Raw genomic sequence first — 20682 nt, forward strand, 5'->3', positions numbered from 1 at the left:
GGCCTAATCCATGATCGGAAACTGGAACTATGGCACCGGCCGCCGCAAGAGCGCTGTGGCACGTGTCTTCATCAAGTCCGGCAAGGGCGACATCATCGTCAACGGCAAGGCCATCAACGAGTACTTTGCTCGTGAAACCTCGCTGATGATCGTGCGTCAGCCGCTGGAACTGACCAACCACGCAGCTACGTTCGACATCAAGGTGAACGTGGTTGGCGGCGGTGAAACCGGCCAAGCCGGTGCCGTGCGTCACGGTATCACCCGCGCCCTGATCGACTACGATGCAACGCTCAAGCCCGCCCTGTCGAAGGCCGGTCTGGTGACGCGCGATGCACGTGAAGTCGAGCGTAAGAAGGTTGGTCTGCGCAAGGCCCGCCGCGCCAAGCAGTTCTCGAAGCGTTAATCTGCTTCCTGCTGCTTCAGCAAAGAACCACACCCTCGGGTGTGGTTTTTTGTTTTGGAGCGTTCGAACCAAACGGTGTGATGTTTTCAGCGCCTTGCTTACCCTTTGCAACAGCTCCGACATGTCGGCGGGACTACAATTCACATTTCGTTAGCGTTCGGCCCGTATGATGCAATCCGCTGTTTCTCCTAATCCGATTCTGATTCGCAACGCGAGTCAGGAGGCGGGCGCATGAAGGCGCGTCGCTTGTTGCGTCGCGCTTCCGTGCTTGCCCCGAACGTTACCGTACGTTCGCGCCTGCCTTGGCCCGTCACGGTGTTGTTGATTGCGGTGGTATTTGGGCTCGCGGCGGCTGCAGCGCTGTGGGCCTTTGAAGAAGGGCGCCGCCTGACTGGTCCGCACGATGCCGATTTGCGCGCCATGAACCGCGAGCTGACCACCAAGTTGGCCGCCGTGCAGGCCGAGCGGGACAAGCTGGCTGCGTCCGCCGGCACGGTCGATGCCCGTCTGGGTATCGCCGAAGGCGCCCAGGCGCAGATGGCCGAGCAACTCAAGGCGCTGGAGACTGAAAACGCACAGTTGAAGGAGGATCTGGCCTTCTTTGACAGCCTCTTGCCTGCGCCCACCAATTCCGCCGGGATTTACGTGCGCAGCTTCCGCATCGCACCGGACGAGGCGCAACCGACGCGCATGCGCTTCCGGGTTCTGCTGATGCAAGGCGGCGGCAAGGCCTTCGCACCGGTTTCAGAATTCGAGGGGCAATTGGCGCTCACGCTGAACGTGGTGCAGGGTGGCAAACCTGCTACGATCGATTTCCCGGGTTCAGCGGCCAGCGGATCGCCCGCCGCCAGCGCCCGCGTCAAACTCACGCACTACCAGCGCCTCGAGGGCTGGGTGGACGTGCCTCCCGGTACCACGGTGCAATCGGTGATGGTGAAAGTGCTGCAGAACGGCAAGATCAAAGCGAGCCAGAGTTTTTCCATCTGACGGGCGCTGTCCTGTCGAGGATCCGTACACAGAGGAGTCGACGATGCTGTTTGGCAAAAAGAAAGGGCTGGCGATCGAAACGCTACTTGGCGCCCGCACCAAGCTGGAGGGGGATTTGCGCTTCTCGGGCGGTCTGCGGATCGACGGCGAGATCAAAGGCAACATCTACGGCGATCCGGACAAGCCCAGCATGTTGGTGATTACCGACAGCGCCCGCGTGGAAGGCGAAGTGCACGTCGGGCACCTGATCCTGAACGGCACGGTGGTCGGCCCCGTGCATGTTGCGGAGTTGCTGGAGCTCCAGCCGAAGGCACGCATCGAGGGCAACGTCCAATATGCGGCGCTGGAAATGCACCAGGGTGCCGTCGTCATGGGCACGCTGACGCACGCGGCGCCTGGCGATGTGAAGTTGCTGCCCAACCTGAAGCTGGCATCCAATCAGGATTGATCACATCCCGCGCCGGCCGTTGCTGGCGCACCGCACAATGCCCACTTGAAACGCGGGGCTTCGGCACGATTTGCAGCTTGCGCTTAAAATACAGGCAAGTTTCAGACGTTCCCACAGGAGATTTTCATGAACGCAGTCGCGCAGGCAGCCACGCCCGATGTGAACGAGGTTCCGGCTCCGCTGGTCTTTACCGACAGCGCTGCGGACAAGGTCAAGCAACTGATTGAAGAAGAAGGCAACCCGGAGTTGAAGCTGCGCGTGTTCGTGCAAGGCGGCGGGTGCTCGGGCTTCCAGTACGGCTTCACCTTTGACGAAGAGACCAACGAAGACGATACGACCATGACCAAGAATGGCGTGTCGCTCTTGATCGACTCGATGAGCTACCAGTACCTGGTGGGCGCCGAGATCGACTACAAGGAAGACATCAACGGCGCACAGTTCGTCATCAAGAACCCGAATGCTTCGACCACGTGTGGTTGCGGCTCGTCGTTCTCGGTCTGACGCCGCATCGCTGTAAAAGAAAAAGCGCACTTCGGTGCGCTTTTTTGTTGCCTGGAGATGGATGGGCGCTCAGGCCGCGTAGATTGCGCCCAGGATGCGGCCACCCGATGCGCCGGTCGCGGTGTGCAGGTTGCCGTGGGCGCGCAGCACGCACTGTCGCGCGAGCCATGCGAAGGCCAATGCCTCGACCTGATGCGCGGGCACGCCGAAGTCATCGGTCGGCGCGACCCGCACGCCCGGCAATTGCTGCGCGATACGTGCCATCAGCGCGCCATTGCGCGCACCGCCGCCGCAGATCAACAGCGATTCCGCCTGTGGCGCATGGGCACGTACCGCATCGGTGATGGTGTCAGCGGTGAGTGCGAGCAGCGTGGCTTGAACATCTTCCGGGCGGGCGGCGTTCAACGCATCGCCGAGGGTTTGTTGCAGCCACGCCGGGTTGAACAGGTCGCGGCCGGTGCTTTTGGGCGGCGGCGCCGCAAAGAACGGCTCGGCCTTCAGGCCCGCGAGCAGGGTTTCGTCGATGCGCCCGGTGCGGGCCCAGGCGCCGTCGGCGTCGTAGCGGGTGTCGCGGTGCGTATGGACCCAATAGTCCATCAGCGCGTTGCCCGGGCCGCAATCGAAGCCGAGCACGGCGTCGCGCGCGTCCGAAGCCTGCGGCGGCAAGACCGTCAGATTGGCGATGCCGCCAATGTTGCACACCACGCGCCATGCATCCGGCAGACCGAACAGCGCGCGATGCACCGCCGGTACGAGCGGCGCCCCTTGGCCCCCGGCGGCGATGTCGCGGCTGCGGAAATCGGCGACGACATCGATGCCGGTGCGTTCGGCCAACACCGCAGGGTGCTGGCTCTGGCGGGTGTAGCCGATGCCGTCATGCGCGCCGGGCTGATGACGGATCGTCTGTCCATGCGCGCCGATGGCCTGCACGTCGCGCGCGACCAGGCCGACGGCGGCAAGCAGCTTGGCAACGCATTCGGCATAGACCGCGGCCAGCGCGTTGGCGGCCAGCGCTTCGCGATGGATTTCGTCGTGGCCGGCGTGTTGAAGGTCCAGAAAGCGCTGGCGCAGTTCGGGCGAGAAAGGCACGTAGGCGTCGGCGAGGACGGCCGGTTGTTCGCCGGAAAAGTCCGCCAGCACGCCGTCGACGCCGTCCAGGCTGGTGCCCGACATCAGGCCGATGTAGCGATCGGCGGCGCGTGCGGTGTGGTTGGGATGGCTCATGCGCGACAGCTTACCAGCGCAATGCCGGGCCAACTGGACACATCACGGTAAAATCGCGGGATTGCGCGGCCGGCACGCCTGAATCGATGTCGGTCATCGCGCACGCACCGTTTCCCCGATTGTTGATCCGTTGGCGCCGTTTTCCATGTGCGGCGCGGTGACCTTTCCTTTTGCCATGACTGCATCTGCCACTTCCGCCGCTTCCGATAACGCCACGCCGGGCAAACCCAAGTATCCGGTCACCCCGGAGGTGGCGCACGCGATGGAAGTGTCGCTGCGCGGCTGCGACGAACTGCTGATCGCCGCCGAGTGGGAGCAGAAGCTCGCCAAGAGCGCAGCCACTGGCGTACCGCTGCGGATCAAGCTGGGCCTGGACCCGACGGCGCCCGATATCCACATCGGCCACACCGTGGTGCTCAACAAGATGCGCCAGCTGCAGGATCTGGGGCATCAGGTGATTTTCTTGATCGGCGATTTCACCTCGACGATTGGCGACCCGTCCGGCCGCAACGCCACGCGCCCGCCGCTGACGCGCGAGCAGATCGAGGCCAACGCGCAGACGTACTACCGTCAGGCCAGCATGGTGCTGGACCCGAGCAAGACCGAAATCCGCTACAACAGCGAATGGTGCGACCCGCTGGGCGCGCGCGGCATCATCCAGCTCGCCGCCAAGTACACCGTCGCCCGCATGATGGAGCGCGACGACTTCACCAAGCGCTACAAGGCCGGCGTGCCGATCTCGGTGCACGAATTCCTCTACCCGCTGATGCAGGGCTACGACTCGGTCGCGCTCAAATCGGATCTGGAGTTGGGCGGCACCGACCAGAAGTTCAACTTGCTGGTCGGCCGCGAGCTGCAGAAGGAATACGGTCAGGAGCCGCAGTGCATCTTGACGATGCCGCTGCTGGTGGGCCTGGACGGCGTCGAGAAGATGTCCAAGTCCAAGGGCAACTACGTCGGCATCAGCGAGGCACCGAACGAGATGTTCGGCAAGCTGATGAGCATCTCCGACGACCTGATGTGGACGTACTACACGCTGCTGTCGTTCCGCCCGCTGGCCGAGATCGACTTGATGAAGCAAGAGATCGCGCTGGGCCGCAACCCGCGCGATTGCAAGGTGATGCTGGCGCAGGAGATCGTTGCCCGCTTCCACAGCCAGGCCGATGCCGAGCGCGCGCTGGAAGATTTCAACCACCGAGCACGCGGCGGTGTGCCGGACGACATTCCGCAGATCGAGCTGTCGGGCGCGCCGCTGGGCATTGCACAACTGCTGAAGCAGGCTGGGCTCTGCCCGTCCACGTCGGACGCCAACCGCAACATCGAGCAAGGCGGCGTGAAGATCGACGGCACTGTCATCAGCGACAAGGCCCTGAAGATCGACGCCGGCACGTTCGTGATGCAGGTCGGCAAGCGTCGCTTTGCGCGTGTGGTGCTGAAGTGATCGGACTGATCCAGCGGGTGTCCGAGGCGGCGGTCCGTGTGGACGGCCGCGTCGTCGGCGAGATCGGCCCGGGTTTGCTTGCACTGGTTTGTGCCGAACGTGGGGACACCGCCGCCGAGGCCGATCGTCTGCTCGAGAAGCTGCTGAACTATCGCGTGTTCTCCGACGCGCAGGGCAAGATGAACCTGCCCGTGCGCAACATCGACGGCAACGGCCAGGCGGGCGGCTTGCTGGTCGTATCGCAGTTCACGCTGGCGGCCGATACCAAGTCCGGCACGCGGCCGAGTTTTACGCCTGCCGCCGCGCCGGAAGATGGCCGCCGCCTGTACGAGCACTTCGTGGCGCGCGCGCGTGCCCAGCATCCCATCGTGGCGACGGGCGAGTTTGGCGCCGACATGAAGGTGTCGCTCGTCAACGATGGTCCGGTCACGTTCTGGCTGCAGATTGCGCCGCAAGCCGCTGCAGCTGTTGCCAAGACTGCCACGCCGGAAGCGGCCAAATCCGTCTGATCCGTCCAGGAACCCTGAGATGCCACGCGCCGCCGCCATCCCCCTGCCGATGCCGCAGATCACGCACATCGTGCTCATCCGCCACGGCGAGACCGACTGGAACCGTGAGCGCCGCCTGCAAGGCCAGCTCGACGTGCCGCTGAACACACAGGGGCTGGAGCAGGCTGCGCAGTTGGGCAAGGCACTCGCGCGCGAGCGGTTCGATGCGGTCTATGCGAGCGATCTGTCGCGCGCACGGCAGACGGCGCAGGCGCTGGCAGATGAAGTGGGGGCGACGGTGCGTGATGACGCGGGCTTGCGCGAGCGCTGCTACGGCGAATTCGAAGGCCTGACGTACGCTGAAGTTGCCGCCCAGCATCCGGCGGAGTTTGATGCCTGGCAAAACCGCGTGCCGGAATTTGCGCCGCCCGGCGGCGAGACACTCACTGCATTCCATGAACGCGCTGTCGAGACTGCGTTGCGCCTGATTCGCCGTCACCCCGGTGAGCGCATCGCGCTGGTCAGCCACGGCGGCGTGCTGGATTGCCTGTATCGCCACGCCAACGCCATGACGCTCACGGAGCCACGCCGGCATGAGCTACGCAACGCGAGCATCAACCGGCTTTCATCCGACGGTCATCAGTTGACCGTGCTGCAGTGGGGCGATGTCGCGCACCTGGATTTGCTGGTGCTTGACGAGGTGGACCGCCGCGTTCCCTGAACGCGCTACACCTTCAGCCGGAACGGCGTGAAATTGGTATCGCGGTCGTAGTAATCCTCGTTCTCGGCGCGCTTGAGGAAGGCGACGACGCGGTAGGTGAGCGGCGTTGCGACGATTTCCCAGCCGGTCTTGAGGATGTATTGCGCGATGGCCACGCGCAGCACCTGTTCGTGCGGCCAGATGCCGTAGAAGGCGATCACGTAGAACAGCGACGAATCGACTGCCTCGCCCACCACCGTGGACCCGACGATGCGCGTCCACAGCCATTTCCCTTCCGTCGCGATCTTCATCTTCGCCAGCGTGTAGCTGTTGGCAAAGCTGCCGCACCAGAATGCGATGAGCGACCCCGCCACGATGCGCGGCGTGTTGCCGAACACGTCGTTCAGGCTCTTCTGATAGCCGGCCATGAACGGCGCCACCGGCAGCGCCAACACCACCAGCGACATAAAGGACGCGAAGATCAGCGCAGCGAAGCCCGCCCACACCACGCGCCGGTCGCGTCCGTAGCCGTACACCTCGGTGAGGATGTCGCCAAAGATGTACGAGATCGGGAAGAACAGCACGCCAGCGCCAAATGTGACCGGCCCGAGGATCGGCAGCGTGACCTGCGCCGCCTTGGCCGCACCGATCAGGTTCGAGCACAGCAGCACCGTGACGAAGGCGGCCATGACGAAGTCGTAGTAGCGGAAGTTGCGCGGCGGACTTTGGACGGTCATGGCGGCGGCTCGTCAGTTGTTGTTGTCGTCCCAGAGGTCTGGGACCGGGCCGCTCTTGGGTGCGCCCAGCCCGAAGTGCTGGTACGCCGACGCCGTAGCCACCCGCCCGCGCGGCGTGCGCTGCAGGTAGCCCTGCTGGATCAGGTAGGGCTCAAGCACGTCTTCAATCGTGTCGCGCTCTTCGCCGATGGCTGCCGCCAGGTTGTCGATGCCGACCGGCCCGCCGTTGAACTTGTGCAGGATCGCTTCGAGCAGCTTGCGATCCATCAGGTCGAAGCCGACGGCATCCACATCGAGCATCGCCAGCGCGGCATCGGCGACTTCGCGCGTGATGACGCCGTCGGCCTTGACCTCGGCGTAGTCGCGCACGCGGCGCAGCAGGCGGTTGGCGATACGCGGCGTACCGCGCGAGCGCTTGGCAATCTCCAGCGCGCCTTCGTCGACGATATGGGCGTTCAGCAGGCCCGACGAGCGCGTGACGATCTTCGCCAGTTCGGCCGGCGTATAGAACTCCAGCCGCGCGACGATCCCGAAGCGGTCGCGCAACGGGTTGGTCAGCATGCCGGCCCGCGTGGTGGCCCCCACCAGCGTGAACGGCTGCAGATCGAGCTTGACCGAGCGCGCCGCCGGGCCCTCGCCGATCATGATGTCGATCTGGTAGTCCTCCAGCGCCGGGTACAGGATTTCCTCCACCACGGGCGAGAGCCGATGAATCTCGTCGATGAAGAGGACGTCGTTGGCTTCGAGGTTCGTGAGCAGCGCCGCCAGATCGCCGGGGCGTTCCAGCACGGGGCCGGAAGTCTGGCGCAGGTTGACGCCCATTTCGCGCGCGATGATGTGCGCCAGCGTCGTCTTGCCGAGGCCTGGGGGGCCGAACAGCAGCACATGGTCCAGCGCTTCGCTGCGGTTCTTGGCCGCGGTCATGAAGATGTCGAGCTGGCCGCGCACCTTTTCCTGGCCGACATATTCGTCGAGCAGCTTGGGGCGCAGCGCGCGCTCGAACGCCTCCTCGTTGGGGGAGGCGGGGGAGGCTGAGATGATGCGCTCAGCAGAGACAGCCTTGGCGGCGAGCTTGTCGGTTTCGATCATGACGGGCAGACGGCGCCGGGAAGGCGCGAGCAGGCCATTCTACCGTCTTGCCGCGCCGGGGCGTCAGCCCTTGGACAGCGCCTTGAGCGCCAGCTTGATCCCCTCGGAGACGCCCGTGCCGGCCGGCACCTGCTTGATGGCGAGCGCCGCTTCCTTGTCGGAGTACCCCAGCGCCAGCAAGGCGTTCAGCACGTCGACCGCGTCGTCCGAGACGGCCGGGCCGCCGGGCACCGCACCGAGGTCGGCGCCCAGCTTGCCCTTGAGTTCGAGCAGCAGGCGCTCGGCCGTCTTCTTGCCGATCCCCGGGATGCGCGTCAGCCGCCCGGCTTCCTGCAGCGTGACGGCCTGCGCGAGTTCGGCCACCGACATACCCGATAGCACCGCCAGCGCAATGCGCGCGCCGATGCCGGAAATCTTGATGAGCTGGCGGAAGGTTTCACGTTCGGCGGCGGTGCCGAAACCGTAGAGCAGATGGGCGTCCTCACGCACGATCTGCTGCGTCAGCAGCACGACCTTTTCGCCGGTGGCGGGCAGGTTGTAGAACGTGCTCATCGGCACGTCGATCTCGTAGCCGACGCCGTGGCAATCGACCAGCAGGTGCGGCGGGTTCTTTTCGATCAGCGTCCCGGCGATGCGTCCGATCATGGGTGGGGTTCCTCCTCCAAACGGGACGCAGTGTAGCCGAAACCTACCGCGCGGCCGATCCAGGGTCAGCCGCGCGCTACGGTTCCGATGCGCAACAACTAGCGCTTGAAGGTCGACACGGCTTGCCGTCCCACCGCCGGATCATCGGTAAAGAAGCCATCGACGCCCGCGCGCAGGAATGTCTGGATCTCGGCAATCGAGCCGTTGACGTTGCGCGTGTTATCGGCACCGCTGCGCAGCGACGGCGGGAGGAAGGTGTTCTCCGGGCGGAAGGTGTACGGATGAACGACCAGCCCAGCGTTGTGCGCGTTGCGGATCAAGTCGGTCGGATCGGTCAGCTTGCCGTTCGCGTCGAAGCCCATGATGCTGCTCTTGTCCGGGCCGACGCCGTTGGCGTACGCGGCGATGTCGCGCATGCCCTGGCTCGTCATCATGTCGCCGAAGGTGCGGCGGTCTTTGGCGACAACAAAATCGTAGGGCTGTCGTCCGGATGTGCCCATCAGCTGCACGAGCTTCCAGTTCGGCTGGCTGTTGCCGATCTTGTTGCGGATGGCCTTGAGATTGGCCACCTCGAACGACTGGATGTAGACCGCCGTGCGGCTGGCCGTGAAGGCGTCGCGGCGCAGGCCGTCGATCAGCCTGTCTTCGAGCGGCAGACCGATCGACTGGAAGTACGTCGGATGTTTCGTCTCGGGATAGATGCCGATGTTGCGGCCAAGCCTGGCGGATTGGTCCCGGGCCAGCGCGATGATCTCGTCGAGCGTGGGGATGTCGAACTGGTCGTTGTAGGCGACGTTGTCGGGGCGGATGCTGGGGATGCGTTCGCGTGCGCGCAGCGTTTTCAATTCACCGAGCGTGAAGTCCTCGGTGAACCAGCCGGTGACGCTCTGGCCATCGATCGTCTTGGTGGTCTTGCGGCCGGCAAACGCTGCCACGTCGGCCACGTTCGTCGTGCCGGAGATTTCGTTCTCGTGGCGCGCAACGAGCACGCCGTCTTTGGTAGAGACCAGATCCGGCTCGATGATGTCGGCGCCGTCGTCGATGGCTTTCTGGTAGGAGGCGAGCGTGTGCTCTGGCCGCAATGCGGAGGCACCGCGATGGCCGATCACCTGCACGGTCGCGATGGGCGCGGTGTTGCCACCGCCGTTGCCGCCACCGTGGTGGTATTCCAGCCGGCAGGCGGACAACACCAGCGAGGCACTCAAGACGAACGGGCTCAGCAGGATGAGACGGCGCAGCATCGGGGGGCTCCTGAATCCTGAAGACGGGTACCCCGCATGGTAGTCGCCGTGTGTGGGTGCAGCTACCTGCCGGCTTTAAGAATGCTGTCAGCCGACGAGGCGCCCGCGCCGCACGCGCAGCCCCTTTTGCGCAAGCTGCGGCGCCAGCCCGGCCATGGCGGCCAGCGTTTCGCCGCCGTGCGCATGGCAGATCGCCACACCCAGCGCATCGGACGCATCGGCGCCCGGCCTGCCTTCGAGGTTGAGCAGGCGCACGACCATTTCCTGCACCTGATCCTTGTTGGCGCGGCCGTAGCCGACCACGGCCTGCTTCAGTTGCAGCGCGGTGTATTCGAACACGGGCAGGTTGCCGCTCATCAGGCCGCAGATCACCGCGCCGCGGGCCTGGCCGAGCAGCAGCGTCGACTGCGGGTTGACGTTGACGAACACCTTTTCGATGGAAGCGCAGTCCGGCCGGTAGGTGCTCACCAGTTCGGAGACGCCGTCATATAGCGTCTTCAGACGGCTGGGCAGGTCGGCATTGCCGTTGCTCTTGATCGTGCCCGAGGCCACGTAGACGAGCTTGTGGCCGTGCCGTTCGAGCACGCCGAAACCCGTGGTGCGAAGGCCGGGATCGATGCCGAGGATGCGCATGAAATGGAGCGGAGCAGAAAAGAAAAACGGGGCAGGCGCCAGTCTACGCCTTGCCCCGCTGATCGGTCGAACGACCGCGCCGTTTAGTGGCGGAAGTGGCGGGTGCCCGTGAAGATCATCGCCACGTTGCGCTCGTCGGCGGCGGCGATGACTTCATCGTCGCGCACCGAGCCGCCCGGCTGGATCACGCACGAGGCACCAGCGTCGACCACCACGTCCAGGCCATCGCGGAACGGGAAGAACGCATCCGATGCCACGGCCGAACCTGCCAGCGTCAGGCCGGCGTTCTGCGCCTTGATGCTCGCGATGCGCGCCGAATCCACGCGGCTCATCTGGCCGGCGCCCACGCCCAGCGTCATGCCGCCGCCGCAGAACACGATGGCGTTCGACTTGACGAACTTGGCGACGCGCCAGGCGAACATCAGGTCGTCCATTTCCTTCGGCGTCGGGTGGCGCTTGGTGACCACGCGCAGCTCGCTCGGCTGCACGTTCTTGGCGTCCGGGCTCTGCACCAGCAGGCCGCCGCCCACGCGCTTGAAGTCATACGCGTTCACGCCCTTGCCCAGCGGAATTTCCAGCACACGCACGTTCTGCTTGCCTGCGAACACCGCACGCGCGCCTTCCGAGAAGCCCGGGGCGATCAGCACTTCCACGAACTGCTTGGCCACCACCTGTGCGGCCGCTTCATCCAGCGGCACGTTGAAGGCGATGATGCCGCCGAAGGCCGAGGTCGAATCGGTCTTGAAGGCCTTCTCATACGCTTCCTGCGCGGTGCCGCCAATGGCCACGCCGCACGGGTTGGCGTGCTTGATGATGACGCACGCGGCGCCCTTGGCCGGGTCGAACGACTTCACGCATTCCCACGCGGCATCGGCGTCGGCGATGTTGTTGTACGACAGCTCCTTGCCCTGCAGTTGCGTGTAGTTGGCAAGCGCGCCGTCGACGGCTTTCAGGTCGCGGTAGAACGCGGCGGACTGGTGCGGGTTCTCGCCGTAACGCATTTCCTGCACCTTGTCGAAGGCCAGGTTCAGCGTCTGCGGATAGGCGCTGCGCGTGCTGTGGGACTTGTCGGCGCCGAGGCTCGTCAGGTAATTCGTGATGGCGCCATCGTACTGCGCGGTGTGCGCGAACACCTTCTTCGCCAGCATGAAGTTGGTTTCGTAGCCGACCGTGTTGTTGGCCTGCATTTCGGCCAGCACGGTGGCGTAGTCGGCCGGGTCGACGATGACCGTCACGTCGCGATGGTTCTTGGCCGCCGAGCGCAGCATGGTCGGGCCGCCGATGTCGATGTTCTCGATCGCGTCGGCCAGCGTGCATTCGTCCTTGGCGACCGTCTGCTGGAACGGGTACAGGTTCACGACCAGCAGGTCGATGGTCGGGATGCTGTGTTCGGACAGCGCGGCCATGTGCTCGGGCAGGTCGCGGCGGGCCAGGATGCCGCCGTGCACCTTCGGGTGCAGCGTCTTCACGCGGCCGTCGAGCATTTCCGGAAAGCCGGTGTAGTCCGCCACTTCCGTCACGGGCAGGCCGGATTCGGCGAGCAGCTTGGCGGTGCCGCCGGTGGAGAGGAGCTTGACGCCGCGCTCGTGCAGGGCACGGGCAAAGTCGACGATGCCGGTCTTGTCGGAAACGGAAAGCAGGGCTTGCTGGATCATGGTGGAAACGCCGGTGGGCGGGTGTGGCGCTGGGTTTGCCGAACTGGCAGGAGGCGCCGTCAGAAAGGAAATCGGTTCAAAGGCCGGCCCGCAACCTCAGATGAGGCCGTGCTGCTGCAACTTCTTGCGCAGCGTGTTGCGGTTGATGCCGAGGTAGTCGGCCGCCTGCGACTGGTTGTTGGAAGCCCATTCCATCACGGTTTCCAGCAGCGGCCGTTCAATGGCCTGCAGCACCATGTCGTAGACGTTGGACGGGTTCTCGCCGTCCAGGTCACGGTAATACGCATCCAGGCTGTCGCGGATGCAACGTTCGATCGGGTTGCGGCTCATGCGGCAAGCAGTTCCTTGTTGTTGTCGTTGTTGCCCGTCGTGGGGTGGTCGCCACCGGTCGCCTGGTCTTCGTAGACCAAGCGGTCGGACAGCGCACGCTGCTCGTCGAAGAACGCATTGACCGCGGCCAGCTGGGCCGCGGTGTCCTCGATGGTGTTCATGCGGTGGCGGAACAGGTTGGCCCCCGCCAACCCGCGCGTGTACCAGGCGATGTGCTTGCGCGCGGTGCGCACGCCGGTGTACTCGCCATAGAACGCGTAGTGCTCTTCCAGATGCGCGTTCATGATGCCGCGAATCTCTTCCACTTCCGGCGCGGGCAGCAGCGTGCCGGTCTGCAGGAAGTGGGAAATCTCGCGGAACAACCACGGGCGCCCCTGCGCCGCGCGGCCGATCATGATGGCGTCGGCGCCGGTCACGGCCAGCACGTGCTTGGCCTTGGCCGGCGTGGTGATGTCGCCGTTGGCCACCACCGGAATGCGCACCGACGCCTTGACCGCGGCGATGGTGTCGTATTCCGCTTCACCGTGATACAGGTCGGCGCGCGTACGGCCGTGCACGGTCAGCATGCTGATGCCGGCGTCCTGTGCAATGCGCGCCACGCTCAATGCGTTGCGGTGTTCGCGGTCCCAACCGGTGCGGATTTTCAGCGTTACCGGCACGCGATCGCCAACTGCGCCGACCACGGCCTCGACAATGCGCTGGACCAGCGGCTCGTTCTGCAGCAGCGCTGAACCGGCGGCCACATTGCACACCTTCTTGGCGGGGCAGCCCATGTTGATGTCGATGATCTGCGCGCCACGATCGACGTTGTAGCGCGCGGCCTCGGCCATCATCATCGGCTCGGCGCCGGCAATCTGCACGGCGATCGGTTCGACCTCGCCCGTGTGGTTGGCGCGCCGCATGGTCTTCTCGCTCTTCCAGAGCTGCGCGTTGGACGCGACCATCTCGGACACCGCATAGCCCGCGCCCAGCCGCTTGCAGAGCTGGCGGAACGGGCGGTCCGTCACACCCGCCATGGGGGCGACGAACAGGTTGTTGCGAAGGGTATGCGGTCCGATCTGCAAGGCTGGCGAGGAAGAAGCGGCTGAAAGAAACGAAAAATCACCCCTTCCGCCCAGCGTCGGATGACGATCGGGCGGAGCGACGGGAGTGAAAAATGCGAGGACGGGATTTTACCGCCAAACCGCCGGATTGCCTAAATGTTGTGCACAAACTATGCGGCAGTGCGGTCAGCGTCCGGGTTCTTGCCCTGGCTGGCGCTAGCGGAACCGTTGCAGGCCGTAAGGGCGGGCGTCGATGAAAGGCGTGCGCTCGCTGAGCAGATCGGCGACGAGTCGAGCGGTGCCGGGCGCGCCCGTCATGCCCAGATGGCCGTGCCCGAACGCGAAGAACACGTTGCGGTGGCGCTCCGAGCGGTCGATGACGGGCAAGCTGTCGGGCAAGGAGGGGCGATGGCCCATCCATTGGCTGTCATCCGAGAATCTGAGGCCCGGGAAGAGCTGCTGGCCCTGTTGCATGAGGACGCGGGCGCGGCGGTAGTCGGGCGGCGCGTCCAACCCGCCGATCTCCACGGTGCCGGCAATGCGCAAGCCGCCTTCCATGGGCGTGGCGATGAACTTGCGCTCGCAATCCATGATCGGCCGGGAGGGCTGCACGGTAGGGGCGCGCAGCGTGGCGTGATACCCGCGTTCGGTGTCGAGCGGAATGCGGATGCTGGTGAGTTTCGCGCCCAGCCGCATCGACCACGCGCCCGCGCACAGCACCAGTTTCGACACCGGGAGCGTGCCGCAATCGGTGTGCAGCCGCGTCGGGCCGCCGTAGTCGCTGCGGCCGAACTCCACGTCCAGCACCTTGCGGCGCAGGAAGGTGCCGCCCGCGGCCATGAAGTTGGCTGCCAGCGTTTTGACGAGCCGTTCCGGGTTTATCGTGAAGCCGTTGTCGGGCAGCAGCAAACCGGATTGGATGTCGGCGGCCAGTGCGGGCTCCAGTTCGCGCGCTTCGCCGGCGCTCAGGGCTTGCGAGCGCACGCCCGTCGCATCGCGAATGGACTGCGCCAGCACGTCGCCCGACGAACGCGCCAGCGTGCGCCACACATACAGGTGGCCCGTCTGGCGGATCAGGTCGTCATATTGCGCGGCGTCGAGCAGGTTGCGATAACCGGGAAAGGTCGCGCTGAAGAGACTCGCCAGCGGTTGCGCCGTCGCACGGGCCTGCGCCTCGTTGCCCGCAAGCACCCATTGCAGCAGCCACGGGAGCGCGCGCGGCAGATAGGGCCAGCGCACCGTCAGCGGGCCCATCGGATCGGCCAACCATTTGGGCACCTGCTTCAGCATGCCCGGCAGCGCCATCGGCACGACCGACGCCACGCTCAGGCAGCCGGCGTTGCCGAACGAGCAGCCTTCGCCAATGCCGGCCCGATCGAGCAGCGTGACCTGGTGGCCCTCCCGCTGCAACTGCAGCGCACAGGCCGTGCCGACAATGCCGGCACCCACCACGGTGATCTGCTGGCGATCGCCTGCAGCGCTGACTTCGGCAAGCGCCATCCGTTAGCCTCGCTGCCCGAACATCATCTGTCGGGCCAGCCCGTGCTTGAGCGGCGGCAGGCATTCCAGCAGCGTGAGCGCGGCGCCGCGCAGGTGGCCAAACGGCCGGCCGGGCACGGCAAACGCACGTGGCAGCAAATCGGTCAGGCCGATGGTGACGGCGCGGTCAAACGCGCGTTCGCGGGCGAAACGGGCGAGGGCCGCCGCCGTTGCCCCATCCCGAAGCGCACGGGCCATTTCGAACGCATCGCGCAGACCGAGGTTGAAGCCCTGGCCCGCCACGGGGTGGATCGTCTGTGCGGCATTGCCGATGGCCGCGACGCGGCGGTCGACCGGAATGCGCTGTGCGTGCAGCCCGAGCGCGAACGTGTGGCGCGGGCTGGCGTGCGTGAAGCGGCCCATGCGCTCGCCAAAGGCAGCGCCCAGTTCGGCGAGGAACGCGTCATCTGGCAACGCCGCGCGTCGGCGCGCTTCGGGGGGCGCACAGCACCAGACGAGCGCATAGCCAGGACCTTGCGCGTCATCCTGCGGCAGCAAGGCGAGCGGGCCTTCGGGCGTGAAGCGCTCCCATGCCCAGCCGTCCAGCGGGGCGCTGCAGCGCACGTGCGCGACGATGGCGGTCTGGCCGTAATCGCGCCGGCGCGCCTGGGCGATGCTGCGTTGCTGCTTGCGGGCATCGTCGAACAACCCGCCTTCGGCCTGGATGACGACTTCGGTTTCGATGGCCAGCGGATGGCGACCCTCGCGTAGCGCGCGCACCCGTGCCGGGGCGACCGTACCGTCGGCGCGCGGCAGTTGTTCGACGCGCTCCACGGGCGTGTGGTCGTAGCGGGTGAGGCGGTTCGGGTAGCGCACCATCAGCGTGGCGAGTGCGGCGTTGAGCGCGGCGCTCAGGTCGCCGTATTGCACGACGTGGCCGAGCGCGGGGACGTCGTAGTCTTCGCGGCGGATATGCGCCTGCCCGAAGTGGCCGCGCTGCGAGACGTGGATGTGCGTGATGGGCGTGGCGCGCGTGGGCCAGCCGCCAATCTCCTGCAGCAGCACGCGCGAGCCGTGCGACAGGGCCAGCGCGCGCGGGTCGCGCGCGGCGGCTTCGCTATCGCGCGCATCGAACAGGGCGATGCGCCAGTCGGTGTCGCGCAGCAGCCAGTTCGCCAGCGCCAGCCCGACAGGCCCCGCGCCGACGATGGCGACGTCGAAATCCGGCGCGCCGCTGTTCGCTGTGATGCTGTCGGTCATGCCTGGCTCCGCATCACCAGTTCGATTTCGTCCGGGGCCACGGGCACGTCGCGCGTGATGATCTCGCAGCCTTCCGGCGTGACGATGGCGTCGTCTTCGATGCGGATGCCGATGTGCCAATACTGTTCCGGCACGCCGGGCGCGGGGCGCACGTAGATGCCGGGTTCGACGGTCAGCACCATGCCGGCTTCCAGCGGGCGCCACGGGCGTTCCCCTTCGGCCGGTGCGGCGGTGCCGGGCGTGCGGTATTCGCCCACGTCGTGCACGTCCATGCCGAGCCAGTGGCCGGTCCGGTGCATGTAGAACTGACGGTATTGGCCGCCGGCGATCACGTCGTCGAGCGTGCCGACCTTGTTGGCGTCAAGCAGGCCGGTGTCGAGCATGCCTTGCGCCAGCACGCGCGTGGCGGCATCGTGCGGCACGTTGTACGGCACGCCCGGGCGCGTTTCGGCAAGGGCGGCTTCCTGCGCCGCAACCACAAGCTCATACAGCTCGCGTTGCGGGCCCGTGAAGCGGCCGTTCACGGGGAACGTGCGCGTGATGTCCGACGCGTAGCCGTCCAGTTCGCAGCCGGCATCGATCAGGCAGAGATCGCCATCGCGCAGTTCGGCGTTGCCGGCGCGGTAGTGCAGCACGCACGCATTCGGGCCTGTGGCGACGATGGAGTTGTAGGCGACGCTTTGCGCGCCATGGCGGCGGAATTCGTACAGCAGTTCGGCTTCGAGATGGTATTCACGCAAGCCGGCACGCGAGGCCTGCATGGCGCGCACGTGCGCCCCCGCGGAGATGCGGCCGGCGCGACGCATGATGTCGAGTTCGCTCGGGTCCTTGAACAGCCGCATCTCGTCAAGGATGGCGCGCACGTCCAACGCCTGGTGGGGCGACGACACGCCCGCGCGGCCTTGCATGCGCACCGCATCGAGCCAGCGGCGCATGCGGCGGTCGAACGCGCTGCTCTCGGCCAGCGGATACGCCACGGCACCGGCGTTGGCGAGCAGCTTGGGCAGCGTCGCGTCGATGTCTTCCACGGAGTGCCCCTCGTCCAGCCCGAAGGCGTCCTTCGCGGCTTCCGGGCCGAAGCGGAAGCCGTCCCAGATTTCGCGCTCTTCATGCTTGGGGCGGCAGAACAGCACGCTGCGCGCCGGCGCGTTGCCCGCGGGTACCACGATGGCCAGCACTGCTTCGGGCTCGGTAAAGCCGGTCAGGTAATAGAAGTAGCTGTCGTGCCGGTAGGGGTAGTCGCTGTCGCGGTTGCGCATCGCTTCGGGTGCGGTCGGCACGATGGCGACCCCGCCACTACCGCCCGATGCCGTGCGCAGCCACTGCGCGACGCGCTCGCGGCGCTGGCGATAGGTCTGGAGGAAAGCGAGTTCGGTGGCGGACATGGCGTGTTTTCCAGCAGCAGAAAGGATGCGTCGATTGTAACGCCGCGCCTGACAGGGATTCGGGGAGGGGCATGGCCACACCCGAAAGGAGACTTGTGCGGTGTCAACGGCCTCTCCTAAAGTCTCGGGCGGCCGCCGCCGTTAATACGGAGCTGTTTGCATCCCGGTTGCGACCTCCGCCTGCAGTGGATTGGCCGCATTGGATCGGCCTGCCCAGGAGAACCGATGCTCGCCACCAGTTACAACCCTCTTCTCGTCCTGCTTTCCCTGTTCGTGGCCATCCTAGCGTCCTATACGGCGCTGGATATGGCAGGACGTGTCGTTACCGCACAAGGCCGCGCAGCCTTGTGGTGGCTCATCGGCGGCGCCTCGGCCATGGGGCTCGGCATCTGGTCGATGCACTTTGTCGGCATGCTGGCGCTGAGCCTGCCGATCCCGGTTGGATATGACGTCGGGATCACGTTGACGTCGCTCGCCATTGGCATCGGGGCGTCGATGTTTGCGTTGTGGCTCGTCAGCCGGCGCGAATTGCCTTGGCCGCGCCTGGTGGGCGGCGCCCTTCTGATGGGCGCGGGCGTGGCGGGTATGCACTACACCGGCATGGCGGCTTTGCGCATGAACCCGGGCATTCAATACGACCCCGCCAAGTTTGCGCTGTCGATCCTGATTGCCGTGCTGGCCTCCGGCGTGGCGTTGTGGATCGCGTTTCGCCTGCGGCGGCAGTCGCGACGCGTTCGTGCGTTGCGTGCCGGTTCGGCGGTGGTGATGGGCGTGGCCATCGTCGGCATGCACTACACGGGGATGGCCGCAGCGGCGTTTCCATTTGGCAGCGTGTGTGGCGCTGCGCACACCGGCGCGAGTGCCGAATGGCTGGCGCTGGTCATCATCATCGTCACGCTGGCGGTGCTGGCTATCGCGCTCATCATCTCGGTGCTCGACCTGCGCATGGAAGCCCGCACCGCCTTGCTGGCCAACTCGCTGGCCGCGGCCAACAAGGAGCTGGCCTACCTTGCGCTGCACGACAACCTCACCAAGCTTTCGAACCGCGTGCTGCTCGAAGACCGCCTGGCGCAGGCCATCCGCACGGCTGACCGCGAGAAGCGCCGCTTCGCGCTCATGTTCATGGACCTCGATGGCTTCAAGGCCGTCAACGATGTCTATGGCCACCACGTAGGCGATCTGCTGCTGATCGATGTCGCGCAGCGCATCGGCGCGCGGGTGCGGCAGCAGGACACCGTGGCGCGTGTCGGCGGCGACGAATTCGTCGTGCTTGCCTATGTGGACGATCCGGAAGATGCCGGCACCCTGGCCGACGCGCTGCTGGAAGTCGTGCGCGAGCCGTTCATGGCCGGCGGTCACGAGTTGCGCGTCTCGACCAGCATCGGCATCGCGGTCTACCCCGGCGACGGCGGCAACCAGCACGATCTGCTGACCAATGCCGATGCGGCGATGTACCACGCGAAGGGCCTGGGCCGGAATGCCTACAGCTTCTTCGAGCCCTCGATGAACGCCAACGTGCATCAGCAGTTGCAGCTCGTGCAGGACTTGCGCCGCGCGGTCGAGCGGCACGAACTCGTGCTGCATTACCAGCCGAAATTCAACGCGCCCAACGGGCCGATCATGGGCGTCGAAGCGCTGGTGCGCTGGCAGCATCCGCAACGCGGCTTGGTGCCCGCCGATGAATTCATCCCGCTGGCCGAAAAGACCGGCCTCATCGTGCCGCTCGGCGCCTGGGTGCTGGACGAAGCCTGCCGCCAGATGGCGCAATGGCACCGCGAGGGGCACGCCGGCTGGACCGTCGCCGTGAATCTCTCCGCGCTGCAGTTCAGCCACGCCGCGCTCATCGACACCGTGCGCGATACGCTCGCGCGCCACGCGCTGGACCCGCGCAGCCTGACGCTGGAGATCACGGAATCGACCGCCATGCGCGACGTCGATGCCAGCCTGCAGATCCTGCAGCAACTCGACGCGATGGGCGTGCGGATTTCAATCGACGATTTCGGCACCGGTTATTCGAGCCTGCTGTATCTCAAGCGTTTGCCTGCCAGCGAGCTGAAGATTGATCGCGGTTTCGTGCGCGACCTGGCGCACGACACGGAAGACGCGGCCATCGTCTCGGCCATCGTGGCGCTGGGTCAGACGCTGAACCTGCGCATCGTTGCAGAAGGTGTGGAGACGGCCGAGCAGCAGGCGTTTCTGACGCGGCTCGGCTGTCACTCGCTGCAGGGCTACCTGCTGGGCCGCCCGATGACGGCGGAATCGCTGAGCGCCGCGATGGCGTAAGCGCTCAGCGTGACGCGACTTCGGCGTCGAGTGCGGCCAGCTGCGCTGGCGTGCCGACGTTTTCCCAGCGGCCGTCGAAGCGCTCGCCCGTAGCGCGGCCTTCGGCGATGGCTTGGTGGTACAGCGGCGTCATCGCCAGCCGTGTGCCGGGCGTGATGCCGGCAAACAGGCGCGTGTCGTACAAGCCGATGTTGCCGAACGTGAGGCGCTCGGCGCCGTCGGCATGGAGCACGCCTTCGTTATCCAGCGCGAAATCGCCGCGCAGGTGGTACGGCGGGTTCGGCACCATCACGAGGTGCATGCTCGGTGTCGCCTGCGCAGCCATGGCGGGCGCCCGGTCGCGCAGCACGGCGTAGTCGTAATCGCAGAACACATCGCCGCTGACGGCGATGAATACGCTGTGGCCGCCACCGGCATGCAGCAGCGGCATGGCCTGCGCGACGCCGCCTGCCGTTTCCAGCGCCTGCCCTTCCGGCGAATACGCGAGGCGCACGCCCCACGCACTGCCGTCGCCGAGCGCGGTTTCGATCTGCGCGCCCAGCCATGCATGGTTGATGACGATGTCGCGCACGCCGGCCGCAGCCAGGCGCTCGATCTGCCAGACGATCAGCGGTTTGCCGCCCACGGTGAGCAGCGGCTTGGGCGTGTGGTCGGTCAGCGGGCGCATGCGGTCGCCGCGGCCCGCCGCGAAAATCATGGCGCGCGTGGTC

Annotated in this window: 21 protein-coding genes; 8 read left to right on the forward strand and 13 right to left on the reverse strand. The window is 66.0% G+C overall.

What is annotated here, in order from left to right; all coding sequences use genetic code 11:
- Nucleotides 1-10: 10 nt before the first annotated feature.
- The 4 genes from rpsI to erpA all read left to right on the forward strand — a co-directional run bounded on the left by rpsI (nt 11) and on the right by erpA (nt 2339).
- Nucleotides 11-403, forward strand: a complete 393-nt coding sequence (gene rpsI / locus ABIC76_RS12035) for a 30S ribosomal protein S9 (protein WP_004633190.1) — start codon at nt 11-13, stop codon at nt 401-403.
- A 231-nt stretch (nt 404-634) separates the two neighbouring features.
- A complete protein-coding gene (locus tag ABIC76_RS12040) occupies nt 635-1390 on the forward strand; it encodes a DUF6776 family protein (RefSeq protein WP_354534092.1) in 756 nt (251 codons plus the stop codon).
- A gap of 43 nt (nt 1391-1433) precedes the next feature.
- A complete protein-coding gene (locus ABIC76_RS12045; protein WP_012761179.1) occupies nt 1434-1838 on the forward strand; it encodes a bactofilin family protein in 405 nt (134 codons plus the stop codon).
- Nucleotides 1839-1964: 126 nt separating this feature from the next.
- Nucleotides 1965-2339, forward strand: a complete 375-nt coding sequence (gene erpA / locus ABIC76_RS12050) for an iron-sulfur cluster insertion protein ErpA (protein WP_004633183.1) — start codon at nt 1965-1967, stop codon at nt 2337-2339.
- Nucleotides 2340-2408: 69 nt separating this feature from the next.
- Here erpA and ABIC76_RS12055 read toward each other — a convergent pair whose 3' ends face one another.
- Nucleotides 2409-3563, reverse strand: coding sequence for an anhydro-N-acetylmuramic acid kinase (locus ABIC76_RS12055; protein WP_354534094.1), 1155 nt, complete (start codon nt 3561-3563; stop codon nt 2409-2411).
- A gap of 175 nt (nt 3564-3738) precedes the next feature.
- Here ABIC76_RS12055 and tyrS point away from each other — a divergent pair, with 175 nt between their 5' ends.
- From tyrS to ABIC76_RS12070, 3 genes are read left to right on the forward strand one after another with little or no spacing between them, the layout of a single operon-like run.
- Nucleotides 3739-5004 (forward strand): tyrosine--tRNA ligase, encoded by a 1266-nt coding sequence (gene tyrS / locus ABIC76_RS12060; protein WP_354534096.1) that lies wholly within the window; start codon nt 3739-3741, stop codon nt 5002-5004.
- Nucleotides 5001-5513, forward strand: coding sequence for a D-aminoacyl-tRNA deacylase (dtd, locus tag ABIC76_RS12065; RefSeq protein WP_027678207.1), 513 nt, complete (start codon nt 5001-5003; stop codon nt 5511-5513). Before tyrS ends, dtd begins: the two co-directional genes overlap by 4 nt.
- A 19-nt stretch (nt 5514-5532) precedes the next feature.
- The gene (locus ABIC76_RS12070; RefSeq protein WP_102064516.1) at nt 5533-6213 is read left to right on the forward strand and encodes a histidine phosphatase family protein; all 681 of its coding nucleotides are present in this window, start codon (nt 5533-5535) and stop codon (nt 6211-6213) included.
- Between the two features lie 5 nt (nt 6214-6218).
- On the opposite strand, the gene ABIC76_RS12075 is transcribed toward ABIC76_RS12070, so the two are convergent.
- From ABIC76_RS12075 to ABIC76_RS12125, 11 genes are all read right to left on the reverse strand, one after another.
- Complete coding sequence (locus ABIC76_RS12075) at nt 6219-6929, reverse strand: queuosine precursor transporter (RefSeq protein WP_102064517.1); 711 nt, start codon at nt 6927-6929, stop codon at nt 6219-6221.
- Between the two features lie 12 nt (nt 6930-6941).
- Complete coding sequence (gene ruvB, locus ABIC76_RS12080) at nt 6942-8018, reverse strand: Holliday junction branch migration DNA helicase RuvB (RefSeq protein WP_027678204.1); 1077 nt, start codon at nt 8016-8018, stop codon at nt 6942-6944.
- A 63-nt stretch (nt 8019-8081) separates the two neighbouring features.
- Nucleotides 8082-8663 (reverse strand): Holliday junction branch migration protein RuvA, encoded by a 582-nt coding sequence (gene ruvA / locus ABIC76_RS12085; RefSeq protein ID WP_012761185.1) that lies wholly within the window; start codon nt 8661-8663, stop codon nt 8082-8084.
- Nucleotides 8664-8761: 98 nt separating this feature from the next.
- A complete protein-coding gene (locus tag ABIC76_RS12090; RefSeq protein WP_354534097.1) occupies nt 8762-9904 on the reverse strand; it encodes a glycerophosphodiester phosphodiesterase in 1143 nt (380 codons plus the stop codon).
- Nucleotides 9905-9991: 87 nt separating this feature from the next.
- Nucleotides 9992-10537 (reverse strand): crossover junction endodeoxyribonuclease RuvC, encoded by a 546-nt coding sequence (gene ruvC / locus ABIC76_RS12095; RefSeq protein ID WP_045785821.1) that lies wholly within the window; start codon nt 10535-10537, stop codon nt 9992-9994.
- Between the two features lie 83 nt (nt 10538-10620).
- Nucleotides 10621-12192, reverse strand: a complete 1572-nt coding sequence (gene purH / locus ABIC76_RS12100; protein ID WP_354534098.1) for a bifunctional phosphoribosylaminoimidazolecarboxamide formyltransferase/IMP cyclohydrolase — start codon at nt 12190-12192, stop codon at nt 10621-10623.
- A 96-nt stretch (nt 12193-12288) separates the two neighbouring features.
- Nucleotides 12289-12522, reverse strand: a complete 234-nt coding sequence (locus ABIC76_RS12105) for a Fis family transcriptional regulator (protein WP_004635563.1) — start codon at nt 12520-12522, stop codon at nt 12289-12291.
- The gene (gene dusB / locus ABIC76_RS12110; RefSeq protein WP_027678199.1) at nt 12519-13586 is read right to left on the reverse strand and encodes a tRNA dihydrouridine synthase DusB; all 1068 of its coding nucleotides are present in this window, start codon (nt 13584-13586) and stop codon (nt 12519-12521) included. Before dusB ends, ABIC76_RS12105 begins: the two co-directional genes overlap by 4 nt.
- Nucleotides 13587-13781: 195 nt before the next feature.
- Nucleotides 13782-15065 carry an NAD(P)/FAD-dependent oxidoreductase gene (locus ABIC76_RS12115; protein ID WP_354534099.1) on the reverse strand — a complete coding sequence of 428 codons (1284 nt, stop codon included), beginning with the start codon at nt 15063-15065 and terminating at the stop codon, nt 13782-13784.
- Nucleotides 15066-15068: 3 nt separating this feature from the next.
- A complete protein-coding gene (locus ABIC76_RS12120) occupies nt 15069-16304 on the reverse strand; it encodes a UbiH/UbiF/VisC/COQ6 family ubiquinone biosynthesis hydroxylase (RefSeq protein ID WP_354534100.1) in 1236 nt (411 codons plus the stop codon).
- Entirely contained in the window at nt 16301-17689 is a 1389-nt protein-coding gene (locus ABIC76_RS12125) for an aminopeptidase P N-terminal domain-containing protein (RefSeq protein WP_354534101.1), read from the reverse strand. Before ABIC76_RS12125 ends, ABIC76_RS12120 begins: the two co-directional genes overlap by 4 nt.
- A gap of 225 nt (nt 17690-17914) precedes the next feature.
- Here ABIC76_RS12125 and ABIC76_RS12130 point away from each other — a divergent pair, with 225 nt between their 5' ends.
- Nucleotides 17915-19972: a putative bifunctional diguanylate cyclase/phosphodiesterase gene (locus ABIC76_RS12130; RefSeq protein ID WP_354534102.1), complete on the forward strand. Its 2058-nt coding sequence runs from the start codon at nt 17915-17917 to the stop codon at nt 19970-19972.
- 4 nt (nt 19973-19976) lie between these two features.
- Here the strand turns inward: ABIC76_RS12130 and murU are convergent, their stop codons facing one another.
- The gene (murU, locus tag ABIC76_RS12135) at nt 19977-20669 is read right to left on the reverse strand and encodes an N-acetylmuramate alpha-1-phosphate uridylyltransferase MurU (protein WP_354534218.1); all 693 of its coding nucleotides are present in this window, start codon (nt 20667-20669) and stop codon (nt 19977-19979) included.
- Nucleotides 20670-20682 lie beyond the last annotated feature (13 nt).

This window comes from Ralstonia sp. 1138 (genome assembly GCF_040544795.1).
Lineage (GTDB): Bacteria > Pseudomonadota > Gammaproteobacteria > Burkholderiales > Burkholderiaceae > Ralstonia > Ralstonia flatus.